We start from the raw sequence: 18,259 nt of genomic DNA on the forward strand, positions 1-18,259 counted from the left end.
TCATGCCGTCATGGCCCGCGGCCAGGTCCCGAACCGACAGTTGAGGTCATGAGCCCATCTGGTATGACCGCGGACCTCCTGCGGCAGGAGATCGACCTCAATGCGCTCGTCGACGCGCTCGGCGAGCGCGCCCCTCAGCTACGGTCGACCATCGAGTCGCGCGTGTCCTCCGCGATCAGCGCGCGCACGACCTCGGAGCTGCTCACACTGACCGTCACCGAAGGCGGCCACACCCGGACGGTGAGCCCGTCCCCCACCCCCGACTACGCCAAATCGCTCTTCCACTACGTCAAGGGCACCGGCGGCGCGGCCATCTCCTGCCGGATCGAGGACGTCGTCGAGGCCGCCGTCGTCGCGGCCACCACGGAGTTCTACCAGTCGGAGGAGACGATGTCGGCCCTGGCCGAGGTCCTCGGCCGCCAGCTCGTGGAGAACACCGCCATCCACCACATCCTGGAGGAGGAGTTCCGCGACCTCGCCGCGCACGTGCAGCGGGAGGTGAAGGACTCCATCACGCTCTCGACGCACACCACCGTCGGCGAGCAGGCGGCCGACATGGCCCTAGCGAGCGCCACGCACGCCATGCACACCACGCTCGGCGCCACCGTCGCCGCCCTGCTGGCCAAGGCGCTCGCGCTGCCCATGGTGAAGGTCGCGGTGGCCAAGGCCGTGGGCGCCGTGCTGGCCAGCGCGGCGTTCCAGAAGGTCCTGATCATCCTGCTCAAGAAGATCGGGGTGGCGCTGGTCCTGAAGATGTTGCTGGTCAAGCTGTTCGGCGCGGGCGCCGGCGCGCTCGTCGGCTTCATCGTCATCCCGCTGATCGTCGCCTTCCTGGTGTACGAGTGGAACACCTTCCCCCAGAAGATCGCGGCCAAGATGTCGGGGCAGGTGGCGGGGAAGCTCGTCGACCAGAGCGCCGACCTCAACCGGCAGGTAGCCGCCTCCTTCGTGGCCGCCGCACTCGACGAGGTGCTCGGCAAGCTGCACGACGACCTGCTCTCCCCGGCGAACTGAAGCCCCCGCGCATGCCAGGAAGAAGCGGCGGCCCCGTCCGCTGATGCGGGGGGCCGCCCTAGCGTGGCCTTGAATCTGCGAAGGGGTAACCTAGGCGTTCGTGACGACGTTTCGTATCAGTGAAGCCGCCGCGCTGCTCGGGGTCAGCGCGGACACGGTCCGCCGCTGGGTGGACGCGGGCCGCCTCGGCGCCGAGCGCGACGAGCACGGCCACCGGCAGGTCGACGGCGCCGAACTGGCCGCGTTCGCCCGCGCCCAGGTCGAGGAGGTCGAGGGTGGCCGTTCCTCGGCGCGCAACCGCTTCCGCGGCATCGTGACCGAGGTGATCCGTGACGCGGTGATGGCCCAGGTGGAGATCGCCGCCGGGCCGTTCCGTGTGGTGTCGCTGATGAGCCGCCAGGCCGCGGACGAGCTCGGCCTGGAGGTGGGGGTGGTGGCGGTCGCCGTGATCAAGTCCACCAACGTCGTCGTCGAGATCCCCGGTCACGAGCGCGTGGCCGGTGCGGCTTAAGGAGCCCCTCGATGTTCAGGCGTCTTTTCCCATGGGTCATCGCGCTGGCCGTGCTGTCCGGGTGCGGTTCCGGCGGGCCCGCCGCGACCACGGCCTCGGCCTCCCCCGCCGGTGGGGCCAAGGAGCTGACGGTGTTCGCGGCGGCCTCGCTGACCGGGACGTTCACCGAGCTCGGCAAGACCTTCGAGGCCGCGCATCCGGGCACGACGGTGAAGTTCAACTTCGGCTCCAGCGCCACGCTGGCCCAGCAGATCGTCCAGGGCGCCCCGGCCGACGTGTTCGCCGCCGCCAGCCCGGCCACGATGAAGACCGTCACCGACGGCGCCCTGGCCACCGCGCCGGCCACGTTCGTCCGCAACAAGCTGCAGATCGGGGTCCCGGCCGACAACCCGGCCAAGGTGGACGACCTGAAGGACCTCGCCGACCCCAAGGTCAAGGTCGCGCTCTGCGCCGAGCAGGTGCCGTGCGGGGCCGCCGCGGTCAAGGCGCTGGCCGCGGCCGGGCTCAAGGTCACGCCGGTCACGCTCGAGCAGGACGTCAAGGCGACGCTGACCAAGGTCGAACTCGGCGAGGTGGACGCCGCGCTGGTCTACAAGACCGACGTGATCGCCTCGGCGGGCAAGGTGACCGGGATTCCGTTCCCCGAGGCCGACAAGGCGATCAACGACTACCCGATCGCCACCCTGACCAAGGCGCCGGCCGGTGACCTGGCCAAGCAGTTCGTCGACCTGGTGCTGTCGCAGCAGGGCAAGGACGTGCTGACCAAGGCCGGCTTCGAGGCGCCCTGATCCCTGATGAGCTCTTCCACGCGGGAGCGGGCGGGGCGGCTGCCGTGGATGCTGGTGGTGCCCGCCGTCGCGGGCCTGGTGTTCCTGGTACTGCCGCTGGCCGGGCTGCTGATCCGCGCGCCCTGGTCCACGCTGGGCCCGAGGCTGGCCGAGCCGCACGTGCTGGAGGCGTTGCGGCTGTCGGTGGTGTGCGCTTCCGTGGCCACGCTCATCTGCCTGGTGCTCGGCGTGCCGCTGGCCTGGCTGCTCGCCCGGGTGAGCTTTCCCGGGCGGCGGCTGGTGCGGGCGCTGGTGACCGTGCCGCTGGTGCTGCCGCCGGTGGTCGGCGGCGTCGCGCTGCTGCTCGTGCTGGGGCGGCGGGGGATCGTCGGGCAGTGGCTGGAGTCGGCGTTCGGGATCACGCTGCCGTTCACCACGGCGGGTGTGGTCATCGCCGAGGCGTTCGTGGCGATGCCGTTCCTGGTGATCAGTGTGGAGGGGGCGCTGCGCGGCGCCGACCAGCGTTTCGAGGAGGCGGCGGCCACGCTCGGCGCCTCCCGGTGGGTCGTGTTCCGGCGGGTCACGCTGCCGATGATCATGCCAGGAGTGGTGGCCGGGGCGGTGTTGTGCTGGGCGCGGGCGCTGGGTGAGTTCGGGGCGACGATCACGTTCGCCGGGAACTTCCCCGGCACCACCCGCACGATGCCACTGGCGGTCTACCTGGCGCTGGAGACAGAGCCGGAGGCGGCGATCGTGCTCAGCCTGGTGCTGCTCGCGGTCTCGGTGATCATCCTGGCCAGCCTGCGCGACCGGTGGGTGAACAGCCCATGAGCGTGCGTGATGCGGCGGGGGGTGAGGAGCCGATGAGTATGCCTGCTGCGGCGGGCGAGCCGGTGAGCGGGCGTGGTGCGGCCGGCGAGGAGGCGGTGAGTCTGCGTGCTCGGTTGCGGGTGAATCGGCCTGCGTTCACGCTCGACATCGCGCTCGACGTGGCGCCCGGTGAGGTGGTGGCGTTGCTCGGGCCCAACGGCGCGGGCAAGACCACCGCGTTGCGCGCTCTGGCCGGGCTCACCCGGATGTCGGGTGGCCGGATCAGCCTGCGCGGGCGGGACCTGGACGGCCTGCCCGCCGAGAGCCGCCCGATCGGCATGGTCTTCCAGGACTACCTGCTCTTCCCGCACCTGTCCGCGCTGGAGAACGTCGCGTTCGGCCCGCGCTGCCGCGGGGTCGCCAAGGCCGAGGCGCGTCGTGCCGCCGCCGCGCTGCTGGAGCGGGTCGGGCTGGCCGACAAGGCCGCCGCCAGGCCTCGGCAGTTGTCCGGCGGGCAGGCGCAGCGGGTCGCGCTGGCGCGGGCGCTGGCCGTACGGCCCGAGCTGCTGCTGCTGGACGAGCCGCTGGCCGCGCTCGACGCCCACACCCGGCTGGAGATCCGCTCACAGTTGCGCCGCCACCTCGACGACTTCGACGGCGCCACCGTCCTGGTCACCCACGACCCGCTCGACGCCATGGTGCTGGCCGACCGGCTGATCGTCGTCGAGGGCGGGGCCATCGTGCAGCAGGGCGCGCCCGCCGAGGTCGCCCGCCGCCCCCGCACCGACTACGTGGCCCGCCTGGTCGGGCTCAACCTGTACCGCGGGGTGGCCGCCGGCTCCGGGGTCAAGGTGGGCGAGCTGCTGCTGCACGCCAGCGAGCACTTCGACGGGCCGGCGTTCGTGGCCTTCCCGCCCGCCGCCGTGGCCCTCTATCGCTCCCGGCCGGACGGCAGCCCGCGCAACCTGTGGCAGGCCCGCATCGACGGCATCGAACGGCACGGCGACAACGTCCGCGTGCACCTCGGCGGCCCCGTCTCCGCGTTCGCCGACATCACTCCGGCTGCCGTGGCCGAGCTCGACCTGTCCCCCGGCCAGCGGATCTGGGCTTCGGTCAAGGCCACCGAGACCCACGCGTACCCGGCCTGACACCACGGACGGGCGGCGAAGACCGGCCTGACGCCACTCCCCTGCAACGAGAACCTCTCCCGGCCCACCCGGCGGAGACGTGAGGCGACCCATGGGATAGGAAGAGAGTGGAACGGGGTGATGTGTCGTGATCGTTGTCGGCGTGGATGGTTCGCGGGCCGGGCTGGAGGCCGCCGGTTGGGCGGCCAGAGAGGCGGCGCTGCGCGGGCGGACTCTGCTGGTCGTGCACGCGATGCCGGCCTGGGCGCACGCCGCCGCTCCCGGTGAGCGGTATGCCGGGGTGGCCGAGTGGATGCGGGACGGCGCCGCGACCGTGCTGGCCGCCGCCGTCGAGCGGGCCGGGCAGGAGGCGCCGGGCCTTGCCGTCGAGCGGCGGGCCGTACCTGGTGATGCCCGTGCGGCGCTGCTGGAGCTGTCGGCCGGCGCCGACCTGCTCGTGATGGGCAGCCACGGGATGGGCGGGTTCCGAGGGCTGCTGCTCGGCTCGGTGGCGGCAGGGGTGGCCGGGCACGCCGCGTGTGACGTGGTCATCGTCAGGGAACCGTCCGCCGCCGCGCGCCGCGGCGAGGTGGTCGTGGGGGTGGACGGCTCCGCGGCCGGGCAGCGTGTGCTCGCGTACGCCTTCGAGCACGCCGACCGGCGCGGGCTGACGCTGCGGGCGGTGCACGCCTGGAACCGGCTCGACCTCGACGGGGTCCTCGCGTCGGCCTCGGCGGAGGAGGACGAGCTGCGGCTGCTGAAGGAGGCGGTCGCGGGCTATCGCGACCGCCATCCCGACGTGCGGGTCGTGTGGGAGGTGGTGCACGACCATCCGGCGCAGGCGCTCAGGAACGCCTCCGAGGGCGCCGATCTGCTGGTCGTGGGGACGCACGGGCAGGGCGCGTTCGCCGGGCTGCTCCTGGGTTCGGTGAGCCAGGCGATGCTGCACTACGCCGAGTGCCCGCTCGCGGTGGTACGCAACGCTCCCGCTGTGCGTTAGGCGCGTTCGGCCAGGCCCAGGGTGAGCTCGCTGTTGAGGTTCTCCAGGTTCCATCTACCCGTGCTGTAGGCCTGGTTGGTGATCCAGAAGACCATGACGCGCCTGCCGGTGAAGCGGGCGTACTCGCCGAAGGACCAGTCGTTGCCGCCGTCGTGCTCGGCGACCCGGCCGAGGCGGGTGCGGGGGACGATGCCCCAGCCGTAGCCGTAGTACAGGCGCCCGCGCTTTTCGGTGAGCACGCGCGGGGTGAACATCTCGGCCTTGGCCCGGCGCGACAGGACGGTGTCGGCTTCCAGGGCGCGGTGCCAGCGGTACATGTCGGCGGCGGTGGAGAGCATGCCGCCGTTGCCGCGCAGGTACCAGTACGGGCCGTCCTTGGCCCAGGGGTGCTCGGTGGGACGGCCCTGCCGCCTGCCGCCTTTGTCGTACTCGACGGCCAGGTCGCCGGGTGACCAGCGCGGCAGCACGTACCCGGTGCGGGTCATTCCGGCGGGCGCGAACAGGTGCGTGGCCAGGAACCTCTCGTAGCCGAGACCTGAGGCGCGCTCGACGACGGCGGCCAGCAGGCTGTAGCCGAGGTTGGAGTAGCGGAACCCGGCTCCGGGGGCTGCACGTAGCGGCGTGGCCAGGGCGCGGCTGATCATGGTGTCCCTGGAGACGGGGACGTAGTCGTCGCCGAGGTCGCCCAGGCCTGAGGTGTGCGTCAGCAGGTGGCGCAGGGTGATCGCGCGCTTGTCGGCGGGGACGCGGCCGAGGTGGGCGCTGATCCGGTCGGTGGTGCGGAGTTTGCCCATCATCTGCAGCTTCATGATGGCCGCGGCGGTGAACTGCTTGGTGATCGACATGATGTCGTAGACGGTTTCGCACCCGGCGGGCGTCTTGCGTTCGCGGTCGGCCAGGCCGAAACCGGCGCAGTGCACGAGCCTGCCGTCGCGCACGACGGCGACGGTGCCGCCGGGACCGTCCGGGAGCGTCCGGTCCAGGTAGGACGCGATCCCCTTGTCGACGGGGGCCGGTGCCAGCAGCGTGCCGGCCAGGGCGGCGTGGATCCACACGGAAGTCATGGCTTCGACGCTGGCCCGCCGGCCCTCTTGACGGTGGCGGGATGGGTGTTCCGGGTTGTGCGGGTCTGTGCGAGTCGGCTGTACTGCCGGGTTATGAGCGACACGACTGATCCTTCTGACGTGCGGACCGGTGCCGAGTTCATGAGCGGGTTGCGCCGGCTCAAGGCGTGGTCGGGGCGGAGTTACCGGGAGATCCAGGCGCAGGCGGAGCGGGCCGGGCACGCGCTGCCGTACTCGACGGCGGCGGGGATGCTGAAGCGTGCGACGCTGCCGCGCGAGCAGGTGGTGGAGGCGTTCGCGCGCGGGTGCGGGCTCGGGGCCGAGCAGGCGGCGGCCTGGGTGGCCGCCCGCAAGCGGGTGGCGATGGAGGCGGCACCACAGCCCCAGCCGCAACCGCAGGCCGAGGGGCAGGCGCGGGCGGAGGGGCAGGCTCAGGTGCAGGCGGAGGTGCGGGCCCGGGCTCGGGCGGTGCGGGGGTGGGCTGTGGGGCGGTGGCGGTGGGTTGCGGCTGTGCTGGTAGTGGCGGGGCTGGTGGGGGTGGCCGCCACATACCAGGCGGAAAGCGAGTTTGTCGTGGTGTCGGATGTTCAGGAGATCGAGCCGTAGCTCGGCAGGTGGGAGAGGTCGGCGGTCATGCGGGCCGCGGCCGAGGTGAGTTCGGGCAGGATGCCCTCCAGGAGGGTCTGGACGGTGGCGCGGCTGGCGTGGGTGGCGACGTTGACCGCGGCGACCACGTTGCCGTCGCCGTCGTGCAGGGGCACCGCGATCGAGCGGACCCCGTCCTCCAACTCCTGGTCGACCAGCGCGTAGCCGTCGGTGCCCGCCTGCCGCACGGCCTCGGCCAGCAGCGCGGGGTCGGTGACGGTCCGGCTGGTCAGGGGCTTGAGCTCCAGCGCGGCCAGGCGGTCGGCGGGCTCGGCGGCCAGGAGCACCCGGCCCATCGACGTGGCGTGGGCGGGGAAGCGGGTGCCGAGGGTGATGTCCACGCTCATGATGCTCGCGGTGGGTACGCGGGCGACGTAGACGACGTCGTCTCCGGACAGCACGGCGACCGAGGCGGACTCGTGGACCCGTTCGGCGAGCGCCGCCAGGTGCGGCTGGACGACCTCGGCGAGGGTGAGCGCCGACAGGCGCGCGTACCCCAGCTCCAGGACGCGCGGCAGGGGCACGAAGCGGGTGCGCCGCGCGCTCACGTAGCCGAGCCCCTCCATCGTCTGTACGGCCCGCCGCACCGTGGCCCGCGCCAGCCCCGTGACCTGGGCCGCCTCGGCCAGCGTGAGCCCGCCGGGCGCGGCCCCGAGGGCGACGAGCACGCCGAGCCCGCGGGCCAGCGACTGCAGGTAGGCGGCGCCCATCTCGTCCTTGGGCAGACGCGACAAGTCGGCGCCCGGCACGAGCCGGCGGGGCGGCTCGAGGCGTAGCGCGGCCTCCATGGCGTCGACGGCGCGCCGCAGGTGGGGCAGGGCGTGTTCGCGCAGGCCGTCGGCGGTGTGCCGGCTGGTGTGGCTGATGACGCTGACCGCGCAGACGGCCTCGCCGCCGGGTTCGTGGACCGGCATGGCGACGGCGACCAGGCCGGGCTCGACGAGCTGGTCGTCCACGGCCCAGGGCACGGCGGCCCCGAGCAGCACGAATCCGGCGGCGCACCGCTCGGCGGCCAGCACGTCGCCGACGCGCAGGGCGACGGTCATCGTGCGCCGCCGGGTGTAGCGGGCGACGAAGCGGACGCTGCCGCCGTCGGGGACAGCGAGGGAGACCGACTCGTCCAGCGCTTCGGCGAGGGCCTCGGCGTGCGGGCCGAGCGTGGTGGGCAGGCCGCTCGCGGCGAGGTAGGCGGCGCCCAGCTCCAGCAGCCGGGGCGCGAGCAACACGTCGCGGCCGTCGGCCCGCAGGTAGCCCAAGGTGACCAGGGTGGCCAGCACGCGGTCGACCGTCGCGCGGGCCAGCCCGGTGGATTGCACCAGGTCGGTGGCGCGCCAGCGGCGTTCCGGCGCGGCGGTCAGCACCCGCAGCACCGTCAGTCCGCGTTCGAGCGCTCCGCTCGGCTCCATGAGTCCTCCTTTGACAGCCCGGCGGGGCGGTCCCCATACTCGAAACCGACTCATAGTGAACTTTAGTTCACTCTGCGAACGCTTGGAGCGACAATGGACAAGGTGGTCGGCTCCGCCGCGGAGGCGCTGAGCGGTGTGCACGACGGCGCCTCCTTCGCGGTCGGCGGCTTCGGCCTGAGCGGCATCCCGGCCGTCCTGATCGAGGCCCTGCTGGACAGCGGCGTCACCGGGATCGGCGTGGTCTCCAACAACTGCGGCACCGACGGCGGCGGCCTCGGGCTTCTGCTGGCGGCCGGGCGCATCGCCCGCGTCACCGCTTCCTACATCGGGGAGAACAAGGAGTTCGGCCGGCGCTACCTGGCGGGTGAGGTCGAGGTCGAGCTGACCCCGCAGGGCAGCCTCGCCGAACGGCTGCGCGCCGGCGGCTGCGGCATCCCCGCCTTCTACACGCCCGCCGGGGTGGGCACGCCGGTCGCTGAGTCCGGTCTGCCCCTGCGCCACCACCCCGACGGCTCGGTCGCGCTGACGGCGCCGCCCAAGGAGGTGCGGGAGTTCGACGGCGTGCCGTACGTGCTGGAACACGCGATCACCACCGACTTCGCGCTGGTACGCGCGGCGCGCGGCGACCGGCACGGGAACCTGTCCTTCCGCAAGGCGGCGCGCAACTTCAACCCGCTGGCCGCGATGGCCGGGCGGATCACGATCGCCGAGGTGGAGGAGCTGACCGACCTGGATCCCGACGAGGTGCACCTGCCGGGCGTCTTCGTGCAGCGTGTGCTGCCGCTGACCCCGGAGCAGGCCGCGGCCAAGGGCGTCGAGTGGCGCACGGTGCGGGCATGAGCTGGAGCCGCGACGAGATGGCCGCCAGGGCGGCGGCCGAGTTGCGCGACGGCGACTACGTCAACCTCGGGATCGGGCTGCCCACCCGCATCCCGTCGTTCCTGCCGCGCGGGATCAGGGTCACGCTGCACTCGGAGAACGGCGTGCTCGGCGTCGGCCCCTACCCCTCGGCCGACGAGGTGGACCCCGACCTGATCAACGCGGGCAAGGAGACCGTCACCGTCCTGCCCGGCGCGGCCTTCTTCGACTCGGCGCTGTCGTTCGGCATGATCCGCGGCGGGCACATCGACGTGGCGGTGCTCGGCGCGATGCAGGTCTCGGCGGGCGGCGACCTGGCCAACTGGATGGTTCCCGGACGCCTGGTCAAGGGCATGGGTGGAGCCATGGACCTGGTGCACGGCGCGCGGCGGGTGCTCGTCGTCACCGAGCACACCGCCAAGGACGGCAGCCCCAAGCTGGTGCGGGAGTGCACGCTGCCGCTCACCGGGCGGGCCTGCGTGCACCGGGTGATCACCGACCTCGGCGTCCTGGACGTCACCCCCGAGGGCTTCGCGCTGGTCGAAACCGCGCCCGGCGTGAGCGTGGACGAACTGCGCGGCCGTACAGGAGCAGTGATCGGATGAGAGCCGTCTACATCGCCGACGCCGTGCGCACCCCCATCGGCCGGTACGGCGGGGCGCTGGCCGAGACCCGCCCCGACGACCTGGCGGCGCACGTGGTCAGGGCGCTGGCCGAGCGCACCGGGCGCGAACACGTGGACGAGGTCCTGCTCGGCAACGCCAACGGCGCCGGTGAGGACAACCGCAACGTGGCCCGCATGGCGGCGTTGCTGGCGGGGCTGCCGGTGAGCACGCCGGGCGCGACCGTCAACCGGCTGTGCGGTTCGGGGATGGAGGCGGTCATCCAGGCCTACCGCGCCATCGCGATGGGCGACGCCTCGGCGATCATCGCGGGCGGCGTGGAGTCGATGACCCGCGCGCCCTGGGTGATGCCGAAGCCCTCGCGCGCCTTCCCCGCCGGGGGCGCGGAGCTCGTCTCGACCACGCTCGGCTGGCGGCTGGTCAACCCGAGGATGCCCGCCGAGCACACAGTGCCGCTGGGCGAGGGCGCCGAACTGATCGCCGACCGGTACGGCATCGCCCGCGACACCCAGGACACGTTCGCCCTGGAGAGCCACCAGAAAGCCGCAAAAGCCGATTTTTCCCGAGAAATCGTGCCGCTAGGCGATTTTTCGGCCGATGAGGGCATCGGACGCGACACCTCGCTGGAGGCCCTCGCCAAACTCAAACCCGCCTTCCGCCCCGGCGGCACGGTCACCGCCGGCAACTCCTCCCCTCTCAACGACGGCGCCGCCGCCCTCCTGCTGACCGACGAGGAAGGGCTCGGCGGCCGCGAGCCCCTCGCCCGCATCGTGGCCACCGGCGTCAGCGCCCTCGAACCCGCCTACTTCGGACTCGGCCCGGTCGAGGCCGGCCGCCGCGCCCTGGCCAAGGCCGGCCGGAGCTTCGGCGACCTCGCCGTGGCCGAGCTGAACGAGGCCTTCGCCGCCCAGGTCCTCGGCTGCCTGGCCGAACTGCCCGAGCTCGACCCCGGCATCGTCAACCCGCGCGGCGGCGCGATCGCCCTCGGCCACCCCCTGGGCATGTCCGGCGCGCGGCTGACCGGCGCCCTGGCCCACCAGCTCGCGGAGGCCGGATCGGGCACCGGTCTCGCCTCCCTCTGCATCGGCGTCGGCCAGGGCCTGGCCGTCGTGCTCGAAAGGTGACCCGGATGCTGACGCAGGACGACATCGACCGCGAGATCGCCGAGTGGCCGGAGCCGCCCGAGCCCTCCGGCCACCCGAGGCGCGACTACGCCCCCTACCGCAGCAGCGTGCTGCGCCACCCCAAGCAAGCCCTGGTGGCGGTCAAGGACCCGGACGCCGCCGAGCTGCGCGGACCCGTCTTCGGCGTCACCGACGTGACCGCCCTGGACGCCGACCTGACCAGGCAGCACGCGGGCGAGCCGCTGGGCGAGCGCATCACCGTCGAGGGCCGGATCACCGACCGGCGGGGCCGCCCGATCCGAGGGCAACTCGTGGAGATCTGGCAGGCCAACGCCTCCGGCCGCTACCCGCACCAGATCGACGACCACCCGGCCCCGCACGACCCCAACTTCTCCGGCGTCGGCCGCTGCCTGACCGGCGAGGACGGCTCCTACCGGTTCACCACGATCAAGCCCGGCGCCTACCCCTGGCGCAACCACCACAACGCCTGGCGGCCGGCGCACATCCACTTCTCCGTCTTCGGCAGCGCCTTCACCCAGCGCCTGGTCACGCAGATGTACTTCCCCGGCGACCCGCTCTTCCCCTACGACCCGGTCCTGCGCTCGGTGACCGACGCCGCCGCCAGGGAACGGCTGATCGCCGCCTACGACCACACGCTGTCGCAGCCGGAGTGGTCGCTCGGCTACCGCTGGGACATCGTGCTCGACGGGCCCGCCGCCACCTGGACGGAGTCATGACGTTCCCGCCCACCCCCTCCCAGACCGTCGGCCCCTTCTACGGCTACGCCCTGCCCTTCCCCGGCGGCGGCGACCTGGCGACCGGCGGGATCACCGTGCACGGCCAGGTGTTCGACGGCGCGGGCGCGCCGGTGCCCGACGCGCTGCTGGAGTTCTGGCAGGCCGGCGCGGACGGTTCGCTGCGCGGCGCGCCGGGCAGCCTGCGCCGCGACCCGGTCACCGGGGCGGTCATCGGCCGGCACGGCGCGGACTTCACCGGGTTCGGCCGGGTTTCCACCGACGCCGACGGACACTGGCTGCTGCGGACGGTGGCGCCGGGCAACGGGTACATCAGCGTGTGCGTGTTCGCGCGCGGGCTGCTGCATCACCTGTTCACCCGGATCTACCTGCGGCCCGGCCCGTTCACCGACTCGATCGAGCGGGGTGGGACGCTGCTGGCCGTACCGGAGAGTGCGGGTGTGTATCGGTGGGACCTGTGGTTGCAGGGCGAGAAGGAGACGGTCTTCCTTGAGTTCGGCTGATCTGGGGTTGTTGTCGCCCATGCGGGGGGCGGGCGAGGCCACCGGCGACCAGGCGGTGCTGCGGGCGATGCTGGAGGCGGAGCTGGCGCTGGCCAGGATCCAGGCCCCGGCGGAGGCGGTCGCGGCGATCGAGCGGGCGTGCGCGGCGATGGCTGAGCTGTCCGACCTGGCTGCGTTGGTTGAGCTGGCGCGGGCCGGTGGCAATCCGGTGATCCCGCTCGTCGAGCGGCTGCGGGCGGCGGTCGGTGAGCACGCGCGGTGGGTGCACGCGGGCGCCACCAGCCAGGACATTCTCGACACCGCGCTCATGCTGATCACCCGGCGCACGCTCGGCCCGCTGCTCGCCGACCTCGACATCGTGATCGGCGGGCTGATCCGGCTGGCCCGCGACCACCGCGACACCCCGATGGCCGCGCGCACGCTCACCCAGCAGGCCGTGCCCACGACGTTCGGGCTCAAGGCGGCCGGATGGCGCAAGCTCGCGATCGACGCGCGCCGCCGCCTGGCAGTGCTCGAACTGCCCGCGCAGCTCGGCGGGCCCGCCGGGACGCTCGATCCGGCGCTGACCGCCGCGTTCGCCCGCGAGGTCGGGCTGGCCGTGCCGCTCCTGCCCTGGCACGTCCTGCGCGCCCCGGTCGCCGACCTGGCGGGCGCGCTGGCGTTCACCTGCGGGGCGCTCGGCAAGCTCGCCGCCGACGTGCTGGTCCTCTCGCGGGGCGAGATCGGCGAGCTGTCGGAGGGCGTCGGCGGCAGCTCGTCGTCGATGCCGCACAAGCACAACCCCGTCCGCGCCGTCATGATCGCCGCCGCCGCACGCCAGGTCCCCGCACTGACCTCCATCCTGTACGGCTCGCTCGCCGCGGAAGACGAACGGCCACCGGGCGCCTGGCACGCGGAGTGGCAACCGCTGCGCGAGGCGCTGCGCCTGGCGGCCGGGGCCGCCCGCGACGCCGCCGAGCTGGTGTCCGGCCTGCGCGTGCATCCGGACCGGATGCGCGCCAACCTGGCCGTCCCCGGATCCACCGGCGCCGCAGCCGACCTGGTCACCCGAGCGCTGGAGGACACGCCATGAGGCACCGGATCGACGGCCCGGCGGACGGTGAGCCGCTCCTGCTCGGCCCGTCGGTGGGCACGACCGCGCGGCTGTGGGAACCCCAGGTGCCCGAGCTCGCCCGGCGCTTCCGGGTGATCCGCTACGAGCTGCCCGCCCTCGACTCCGTCGGCAAGCTGGCCGAGGCGGTGATCGGACTGGCCGACACGCTGGGGATCGGCGCGTTCCACTACGCGGGCGTCTCGCTCGGCGGGGCGATCGGCGCGCAGCTCGCGCTGACGCGTCCCGATCGGGTGCGTTCGCTGGCGATGATCTGCTCGTCGGCGCGGTTCGGCGAGCCGGAAGGCTGGCACGAGCGGGCCCGGCTGGTGCGTGAGCAGGGAACGGCTCCGCTGCTCGACGCCTCGGGCCGGCGCTGGTTCGCCGCCGGTGCGGGCACCTCGCCGGCCAAGGAACTGCTGGACGACCTGGCCGGGTTCGATCCCGAGACGTACGCCGCGTGCTGCGAGGCGCTGGCCGCGTACGACCTGAGGGGGTCGCTCGGCGCGATCGCGGCGCCCACGCTGATCGTGGCCGGGCGCGAGGATCCGGCCACGCCGCCCGCGCACGCCCGGCTGCTGGCCGACGGCATCCCGGAGGCGAGCCTGGTGGAGATCTCCGGAGCCGCGCACCTGGCCACCGTGGACCGGCCCGCGCAGGTCACCGCCGCCCTGCTGGCCCATCTGCCTCCGGCCGACGGCATGCGGGTACGGCGCGAGGTCCTGGGCGACGCGCACGTGGACCGGGCCGTCGCCCGCACCACCGCCTTCACCCGCGACTTCCAGGACTTCATCACCCGCTACGCCTGGGGCGAGATCTGGACCCGCCCCGGGCTCGACCGCCGTACCCGCAGCTGCGTCACGCTGACCGCGCTGGTCGCCGGAGGGCACCTGGAGGAGCTGGCCATGCACGCCCGCGCCGCGCTCCGCAACGGCCTGTCCCCCGACGAAATCGGCGAGGTGCTGTTGCAGAGCGCGGTCTACTGCGGCGTCCCGGCGGCCAACGCGGCCTTCGCCGTGGTCCAGCGCGTGCTGGAAGAGCCTCCGTCAGGAGCCTGACGGAAGCGGCGGCGTCAGGAACGTGACGGAAGCGGCGGCGTGTCCAGGTTCGGCAGCGTGAACGTGGCCGACTTGGCGGCGGACTGGTCGGTGCCGCACAGCGCGGTGAGCAGGTGCCGCGAGTGGGCGATCTCGCCCGGCTCGGCGGCCGGGTGCCAGGTGAGGTTGACGCCGGTCGAGACCTGGCGCCGCAGGTCCTCGGTGGTGAGGGAGTTGGTCGCCATGCCGATCACGCCGCCGTCGTGGCCCCAGACCTTGCCGCCGCAGGGCAGGTTCAGCGAGACGAGGCCCAGGCCGTAATCGACCGTCGCCGGAGCGCCCTCACCCGGCAGGATCGGGACGGTCTGCTTCATCTGCGCCAGCGAGGCCTGACTGACCAGCTTGCCGCCGAGCAGCGCCCGGTAGAAGCGATTGAGGTCGGACATCGTGGACACGATCGCTCCGGCGGTCGAGCCCCACGACATGTTGAACACCGTGTAGTCACGCGGCGGGTCGAAGTAGCCGAACACGGACGTGTAGGCCCTGGCGTGCGGGCGCGGCAGGTACGGCGTGCGCGGGAAGGTCGTGTCCCTCAGCCCCGCCGCTCGGATCACGGACCGGGTGATGTGGTCCTCGGCCTCCTCGCCGGTGACCTTGGTGATGAGCAGCCCGAGGACGATGTAGTTCGTGTTGGAGTACACGCCCGGCACCTGTCCGGGTTCACCCGTCTTGCCCACGCCGAGTCCGAGCGTGACCAGCTCCTGCTTGGAGTACTGGCGGACCCGCATGGCCTCCAGGTCCTCCGGAACCCTGATCAGCGCCTCGTCGTAGTCGCCGACGTGGCTGGTGTGGTTGAGCAGCATCCGCACGGTGATGCGCGGGTCGGGCAGCAGGCCGGGCAGGTACGACTCCACCGGCGCGTCGAGGCGGATGCGGCCCCGCTCCACCAGCCGCAGCACGGCGGTGGCCGTGAAGCTCTTGGTGATGCTGCCCACGCGGTGGCGCATGTCCGGCCGCATCGGCCGGCCGGTCGTCACGTCGGCGCGACCGGCCGCGCCCCGCCACTCCTGGCGCTGGTATCGCACATCGGAGTAGATCCCGTAGACGCCGCCCTTGGGCACCTCCTCCAGCGTCTGCCGCAACGCCCGCCGGTCGAGCCCCGGGTCGGCGGCGGCCGGGGTGGCGGTGACGGTCGCGGTGGCCAGGATCGCCGACCCTGCCACGACTGCGGTCAACAGCTTCCTCGCGAGCATGATGAGCCCTTTCACGGGGTTACGCGGGACGTCTCCGAGCATCCCAGCTCGAAGATCGTCCCGCCTCCGGCCCGATGCCGAACCCCGCCTCCTTCCCGAGGAGGAGAGATAGGCGCGGCTACGAGCTCACCTGGTCGGGGGCCGCGACCCGGGCGACCGTGACCGCGGGGCCGCCGGGCCGTTCGGTGAGGATGGCCACGGATTCCTGGTACGCGGGGTCGAGCCAGTAGTCGGAGTGCCAGTAGGCGATGGGCAGCCGTTCGCCGTGCTCGGGGCGGGCCGGGTCCCAGCAGTGGCGATCGACCACATGGCCGCTCGCGGGACGGGTGACCGAGCCCATGAGCGGCCCGGTGGCCGACTCCGTCAGCTCCGCGGTGGCCCACTCCGTGACGTGCCCGGTGATCGATCCCTGCTTTCTGGGGGTTTCCTCGGGGTCGGCTGCCGCGTTCGGGATGCGGTGGAAGATGGGGCCGCCGATCGGGTCGCTGCGGCGGTACAGGTTGATCCACTTCACCTCCCGTGCCACCTCCTTCAGGCAGTCGGGGCCGAAGTAGGCGGGGAAGAAGGCCGCGTACAGGCGACGCAGCGGAGAGCCGTGCGTGAGCAGGCTGACGCGCTTCTTCATCTGCGGGGGAAGCTGCATGATCGCGGCGACCGCGATGACGCTGCCCTGGCTGTGTCCCGACAACAGGACCCGGTCGGTGTCGCCGGGGGCCAGCGTGCGCAGGCGACTGAGCAGGTCGGGGATGACCCGCTCGGTGTAGCAGGGCGGGGCGAGCGGGTGGATGGCCCGCGGCCAGAACGTGCAGATGTCCCACAAAATGCCGACCGTACGGCGCAGCCCGTTGTCGCTGTACGCCCGCCTGCCCAGCAGAACCAGCCCGACCAGCAACGCGGCCAGCGCCCAGCTGCCGAGGGTGGCCATGAGCCCGGCGACCCCGCCCACGGGGATGAGCAGGTTGCGCTGGTAGATGACGGTCACCACGGCGAACCCCACCAGCCCGAACCCGGACAGCACCCCCAGAACCAGCCCGGCCTTGTCGGTCAGCGAGGCCAGCGCCCACATGTGGGCCACCGTGGCCTGGTTCTCCGCCCCGTACTGCTTCGCCAGCTTGGGCCCCAGCTCGGCGGCCACCTTGAGCCGGACGCCCACCAGCACGATGCCGACGACCACCGCGCCCACCCCCACGACGGGCAGCAGCGCGGCGGTCCACCAGGTCTCGTCACCCAGGAAGAGGCGGCGCCCGGGTCCGGCGGCGGTTATCCCGGTGTTCATCGAGTCGGGCACCCCGAAGAACGAGGCGGTCCAGAACACGACCCCGAGCCCGAGCGCGTTCACGCAGGCGGTGGCCGCCATCAGCACGAACCAGCTCGCCATCCCGCCCACCGGCCGCCGCGCCTCCGGCTGCCGGTCCATCAGCGCCAGGCCCAGAACCACCGCGAGCAGCAACAGCGCCACCCCCAGCGTCAGCGCGAACTGCACCTGCCCCAGCACACCGGTCGGCAGCCGGTAGGCCGGAGCCCCGTTGGGCAAGCCGTTCAGCGCCACCAGAAACGTGACCACGAACGCCCCCAGCCCCGCCCACCGCACCACGACGCACACCACGTCGAGCCCCCGCCCGTCGGAGCCCGACCGGGGGTTGACACGCCGCGCCACGCCGGGCAGGAGCACCAGCAGCACCGCGGCGACCTGCACGCCCGCGTTGGCGAGCGTCAGGGCCAGCCCCACCCCGGTCCCCGTGTACGGCAGGGCCACCACCAACCCGATCGACCCGAGCGCGAACGCGAGATGGAGCGCCCGCAGCCGTCCCACCGGCGCTTCCCCGTGCCACAGCCGGGGCTGGGCGAGCAGGGCGGCGGCGGGCTCGGCCCCGTTGGACGGCATGTCCGTGGCCTCGTCCCGCTTCCAGGTGCGCCGGCCGATCACCCACAGCAGCACCACGACGGCGAAGGGCACCAGCGCGGTGAGCGCGAGCCGGGGCGAGATCTCCCTCGGCCACAGCGCGTTCAGCCACTGCACCCACGACGGCGCGCCGGGCAGCGTGCAGCCCCGGCCGGCCGCCGCGCACTGCCAGCCGATGAGGTCCACCGCGGACTTGGTCACCGCCCCGACCAGCGCCCCGGTCAGCAGCAGCGCGTAGAGCCGCAGCCCGGCCTCGGCCACGTTCCGCAGCAGGACCCCCCACCGGGACGCGGCCGCCGGGCGCGGCAGCATGAAGTACGCCAGATTGACCAGCGCGAACGGCAGCAACAACAACCACAGCGCGATCGTCTTGCCACCGGAGGTGAGTCCGCCCCACGCGTACGCCTCCCTGCGCCGGATCCCGGGCAGGTCGGCGTCCGGGCTGGTCGGCTGCCCGCCGGGCCACCACCGCCGGTAGAACCCGGCCTCGTCGTCGCCGCAGACCTGCCGGGGATGGGGGTGGTTGAGGATGTCGGCCGGAGGGGTGCCGGAGACCCCGTGCACGCGCAGTTCGGTCACCCCGGCCGTGGTGGTGTCGTGGAAACCATCCATACCCTGCACGGTCCGGCATATCCGGGCATGACGCATGAGTAGGCCCTACTCATGCGCCATCGACAGCTCCGACACGGAAGCCGGCCGGGCATCGTGGACGGCGAGGGCGGGTGCCGCTGGTCCCTAGCGGCGAAGGCGGGTGCTGCGGAATGATCGA

At 73.0% G+C, this 18,259-nt stretch carries 18 protein-coding genes; 14 read left to right on the forward strand and 4 right to left on the reverse strand.

From position 1 onward, the window contains the following. Nucleotides 1-48 precede the first annotated feature (48 nt). The 6 genes from HNR40_RS47575 (at nucleotide 49) to HNR40_RS47600 (ending at nucleotide 5,229) form a co-directional block, all read left to right on the forward strand. On the forward strand, nucleotides 49-1,014 hold the full coding sequence (locus tag HNR40_RS47575; protein ID WP_184973818.1) for a hypothetical protein: 966 nt from the start codon (nucleotides 49-51) through the stop codon (nucleotides 1,012-1,014). Between the two features lie 100 nt (nucleotides 1,015-1,114). After that, nucleotides 1,115-1,525: a TOBE domain-containing protein gene (locus tag HNR40_RS47580; protein WP_184973819.1), complete on the forward strand. Its 411-nt coding sequence runs from the start codon at nucleotides 1,115-1,117 to the stop codon at nucleotides 1,523-1,525. Nucleotides 1,526-1,536: 11 nt separating this feature from the next. Further along, nucleotides 1,537-2,313, forward strand: a complete 777-nt coding sequence (gene modA / locus HNR40_RS47585; RefSeq protein ID WP_184973821.1) for a molybdate ABC transporter substrate-binding protein — start codon at nucleotides 1,537-1,539, stop codon at nucleotides 2,311-2,313. Between the two features lie 6 nt (nucleotides 2,314-2,319). Next, nucleotides 2,320-3,123 carry an ABC transporter permease gene (locus HNR40_RS47590; RefSeq protein ID WP_184973823.1) on the forward strand — a complete coding sequence of 268 codons (804 nt, stop codon included), beginning with the start codon at nucleotides 2,320-2,322 and terminating at the stop codon, nucleotides 3,121-3,123. 38 nt (nucleotides 3,124-3,161) lie between these two features. Further along, entirely contained in the window at nucleotides 3,162-4,250 is a 1,089-nt protein-coding gene (locus tag HNR40_RS47595) for an ABC transporter ATP-binding protein (protein WP_184973999.1), read from the forward strand. A gap of 127 nt (nucleotides 4,251-4,377) precedes the next feature. Beyond that, nucleotides 4,378-5,229 (forward strand): universal stress protein, encoded by an 852-nt coding sequence (locus tag HNR40_RS47600; protein ID WP_312896800.1) that lies wholly within the window; start codon nucleotides 4,378-4,380, stop codon nucleotides 5,227-5,229. Here HNR40_RS47600 and HNR40_RS47605 read toward each other — a convergent pair. Then, nucleotides 5,226-6,293 (reverse strand): serine hydrolase domain-containing protein, encoded by a 1,068-nt coding sequence (locus HNR40_RS47605; protein WP_184973824.1) that lies wholly within the window; start codon nucleotides 6,291-6,293, stop codon nucleotides 5,226-5,228. The genes HNR40_RS47600 and HNR40_RS47605 overlap by 4 nt on opposite strands. Nucleotides 6,294-6,386: 93 nt before the next feature. On the opposite strand from HNR40_RS47605, the gene HNR40_RS47610 reads away from it, so the two are divergent. Next, nucleotides 6,387-6,899 carry a hypothetical protein gene (locus HNR40_RS47610; protein ID WP_184973826.1) on the forward strand — a complete coding sequence of 171 codons (513 nt, stop codon included), beginning with the start codon at nucleotides 6,387-6,389 and terminating at the stop codon, nucleotides 6,897-6,899. On the opposite strand, the gene HNR40_RS57680 is transcribed toward HNR40_RS47610, so the two are convergent. Next, a complete protein-coding gene (locus HNR40_RS57680; RefSeq protein ID WP_184973827.1) occupies nucleotides 6,881-8,344 on the reverse strand; it encodes an IclR family transcriptional regulator domain-containing protein in 1,464 nt (487 codons plus the stop codon). The genes HNR40_RS47610 and HNR40_RS57680 overlap by 19 nt on opposite strands. Nucleotides 8,345-8,437: 93 nt before the next feature. Here HNR40_RS57680 and HNR40_RS47620 point away from each other — a divergent pair, with 93 nt between their 5' ends. Genes HNR40_RS47620 through pcaDC form a run of 7 tightly spaced genes read left to right on the forward strand, consistent with a single transcriptional unit; the run spans nucleotide 8,438 to nucleotide 14,355 of the window. Continuing rightward, the gene (locus HNR40_RS47620) at nucleotides 8,438-9,184 is read left to right on the forward strand and encodes a CoA transferase subunit A (protein WP_184973829.1); all 747 of its coding nucleotides are present in this window, start codon (nucleotides 8,438-8,440) and stop codon (nucleotides 9,182-9,184) included. Next, a complete protein-coding gene (locus HNR40_RS47625; protein ID WP_184973831.1) occupies nucleotides 9,181-9,807 on the forward strand; it encodes a CoA transferase subunit B in 627 nt (208 codons plus the stop codon). Before HNR40_RS47620 ends, HNR40_RS47625 begins: the two co-directional genes overlap by 4 nt. Further along, nucleotides 9,804-10,949, forward strand: coding sequence for a thiolase family protein (locus tag HNR40_RS47630; RefSeq protein WP_184973833.1), 1,146 nt, complete (start codon nucleotides 9,804-9,806; stop codon nucleotides 10,947-10,949). The genes HNR40_RS47625 and HNR40_RS47630 overlap by 4 nt, the downstream gene beginning before the upstream one ends. A gap of 5 nt (nucleotides 10,950-10,954) precedes the next feature. Beyond that, complete coding sequence (gene pcaH / locus HNR40_RS47635) at nucleotides 10,955-11,686, forward strand: protocatechuate 3,4-dioxygenase subunit beta (RefSeq protein ID WP_184973834.1); 732 nt, start codon at nucleotides 10,955-10,957, stop codon at nucleotides 11,684-11,686. Continuing rightward, on the forward strand, nucleotides 11,683-12,207 hold the full coding sequence (locus tag HNR40_RS47640; RefSeq protein ID WP_184973836.1) for a dioxygenase family protein: 525 nt from the start codon (nucleotides 11,683-11,685) through the stop codon (nucleotides 12,205-12,207). The genes pcaH and HNR40_RS47640 overlap by 4 nt, the downstream gene beginning before the upstream one ends. Next, a complete protein-coding gene (locus HNR40_RS47645) occupies nucleotides 12,194-13,279 on the forward strand; it encodes a lyase family protein (RefSeq protein ID WP_281395851.1) in 1,086 nt (361 codons plus the stop codon). Before HNR40_RS47640 ends, HNR40_RS47645 begins: the two co-directional genes overlap by 14 nt. Continuing rightward, nucleotides 13,276-14,355 carry a bifunctional 3-oxoadipate enol-lactonase/4-carboxymuconolactone decarboxylase PcaDC gene (pcaDC, locus tag HNR40_RS47650; RefSeq protein ID WP_184973838.1) on the forward strand — a complete coding sequence of 360 codons (1,080 nt, stop codon included), beginning with the start codon at nucleotides 13,276-13,278 and terminating at the stop codon, nucleotides 14,353-14,355. The genes HNR40_RS47645 and pcaDC overlap by 4 nt, the downstream gene beginning before the upstream one ends. A gap of 14 nt (nucleotides 14,356-14,369) precedes the next feature. Here the strand turns inward: pcaDC and HNR40_RS47655 are convergent, their stop codons facing one another. Next, the gene (locus HNR40_RS47655; RefSeq protein WP_184973839.1) at nucleotides 14,370-15,587 is read right to left on the reverse strand and encodes a serine hydrolase domain-containing protein; all 1,218 of its coding nucleotides are present in this window, start codon (nucleotides 15,585-15,587) and stop codon (nucleotides 14,370-14,372) included. Nucleotides 15,588-15,705: 118 nt separating this feature from the next. Next, nucleotides 15,706-18,102 (reverse strand): alpha/beta hydrolase family protein, encoded by a 2,397-nt coding sequence (locus HNR40_RS47660; protein WP_184973841.1) that lies wholly within the window; start codon nucleotides 18,100-18,102, stop codon nucleotides 15,706-15,708. Nucleotides 18,103-18,259 lie beyond the last annotated feature (157 nt).

Origin of the sequence: Nonomuraea endophytica (assembly GCF_014203235.1) — a bacterium.
Classification (GTDB): Bacteria; Actinomycetota; Actinomycetes; order Streptosporangiales; family Streptosporangiaceae; genus Nonomuraea; species Nonomuraea endophytica.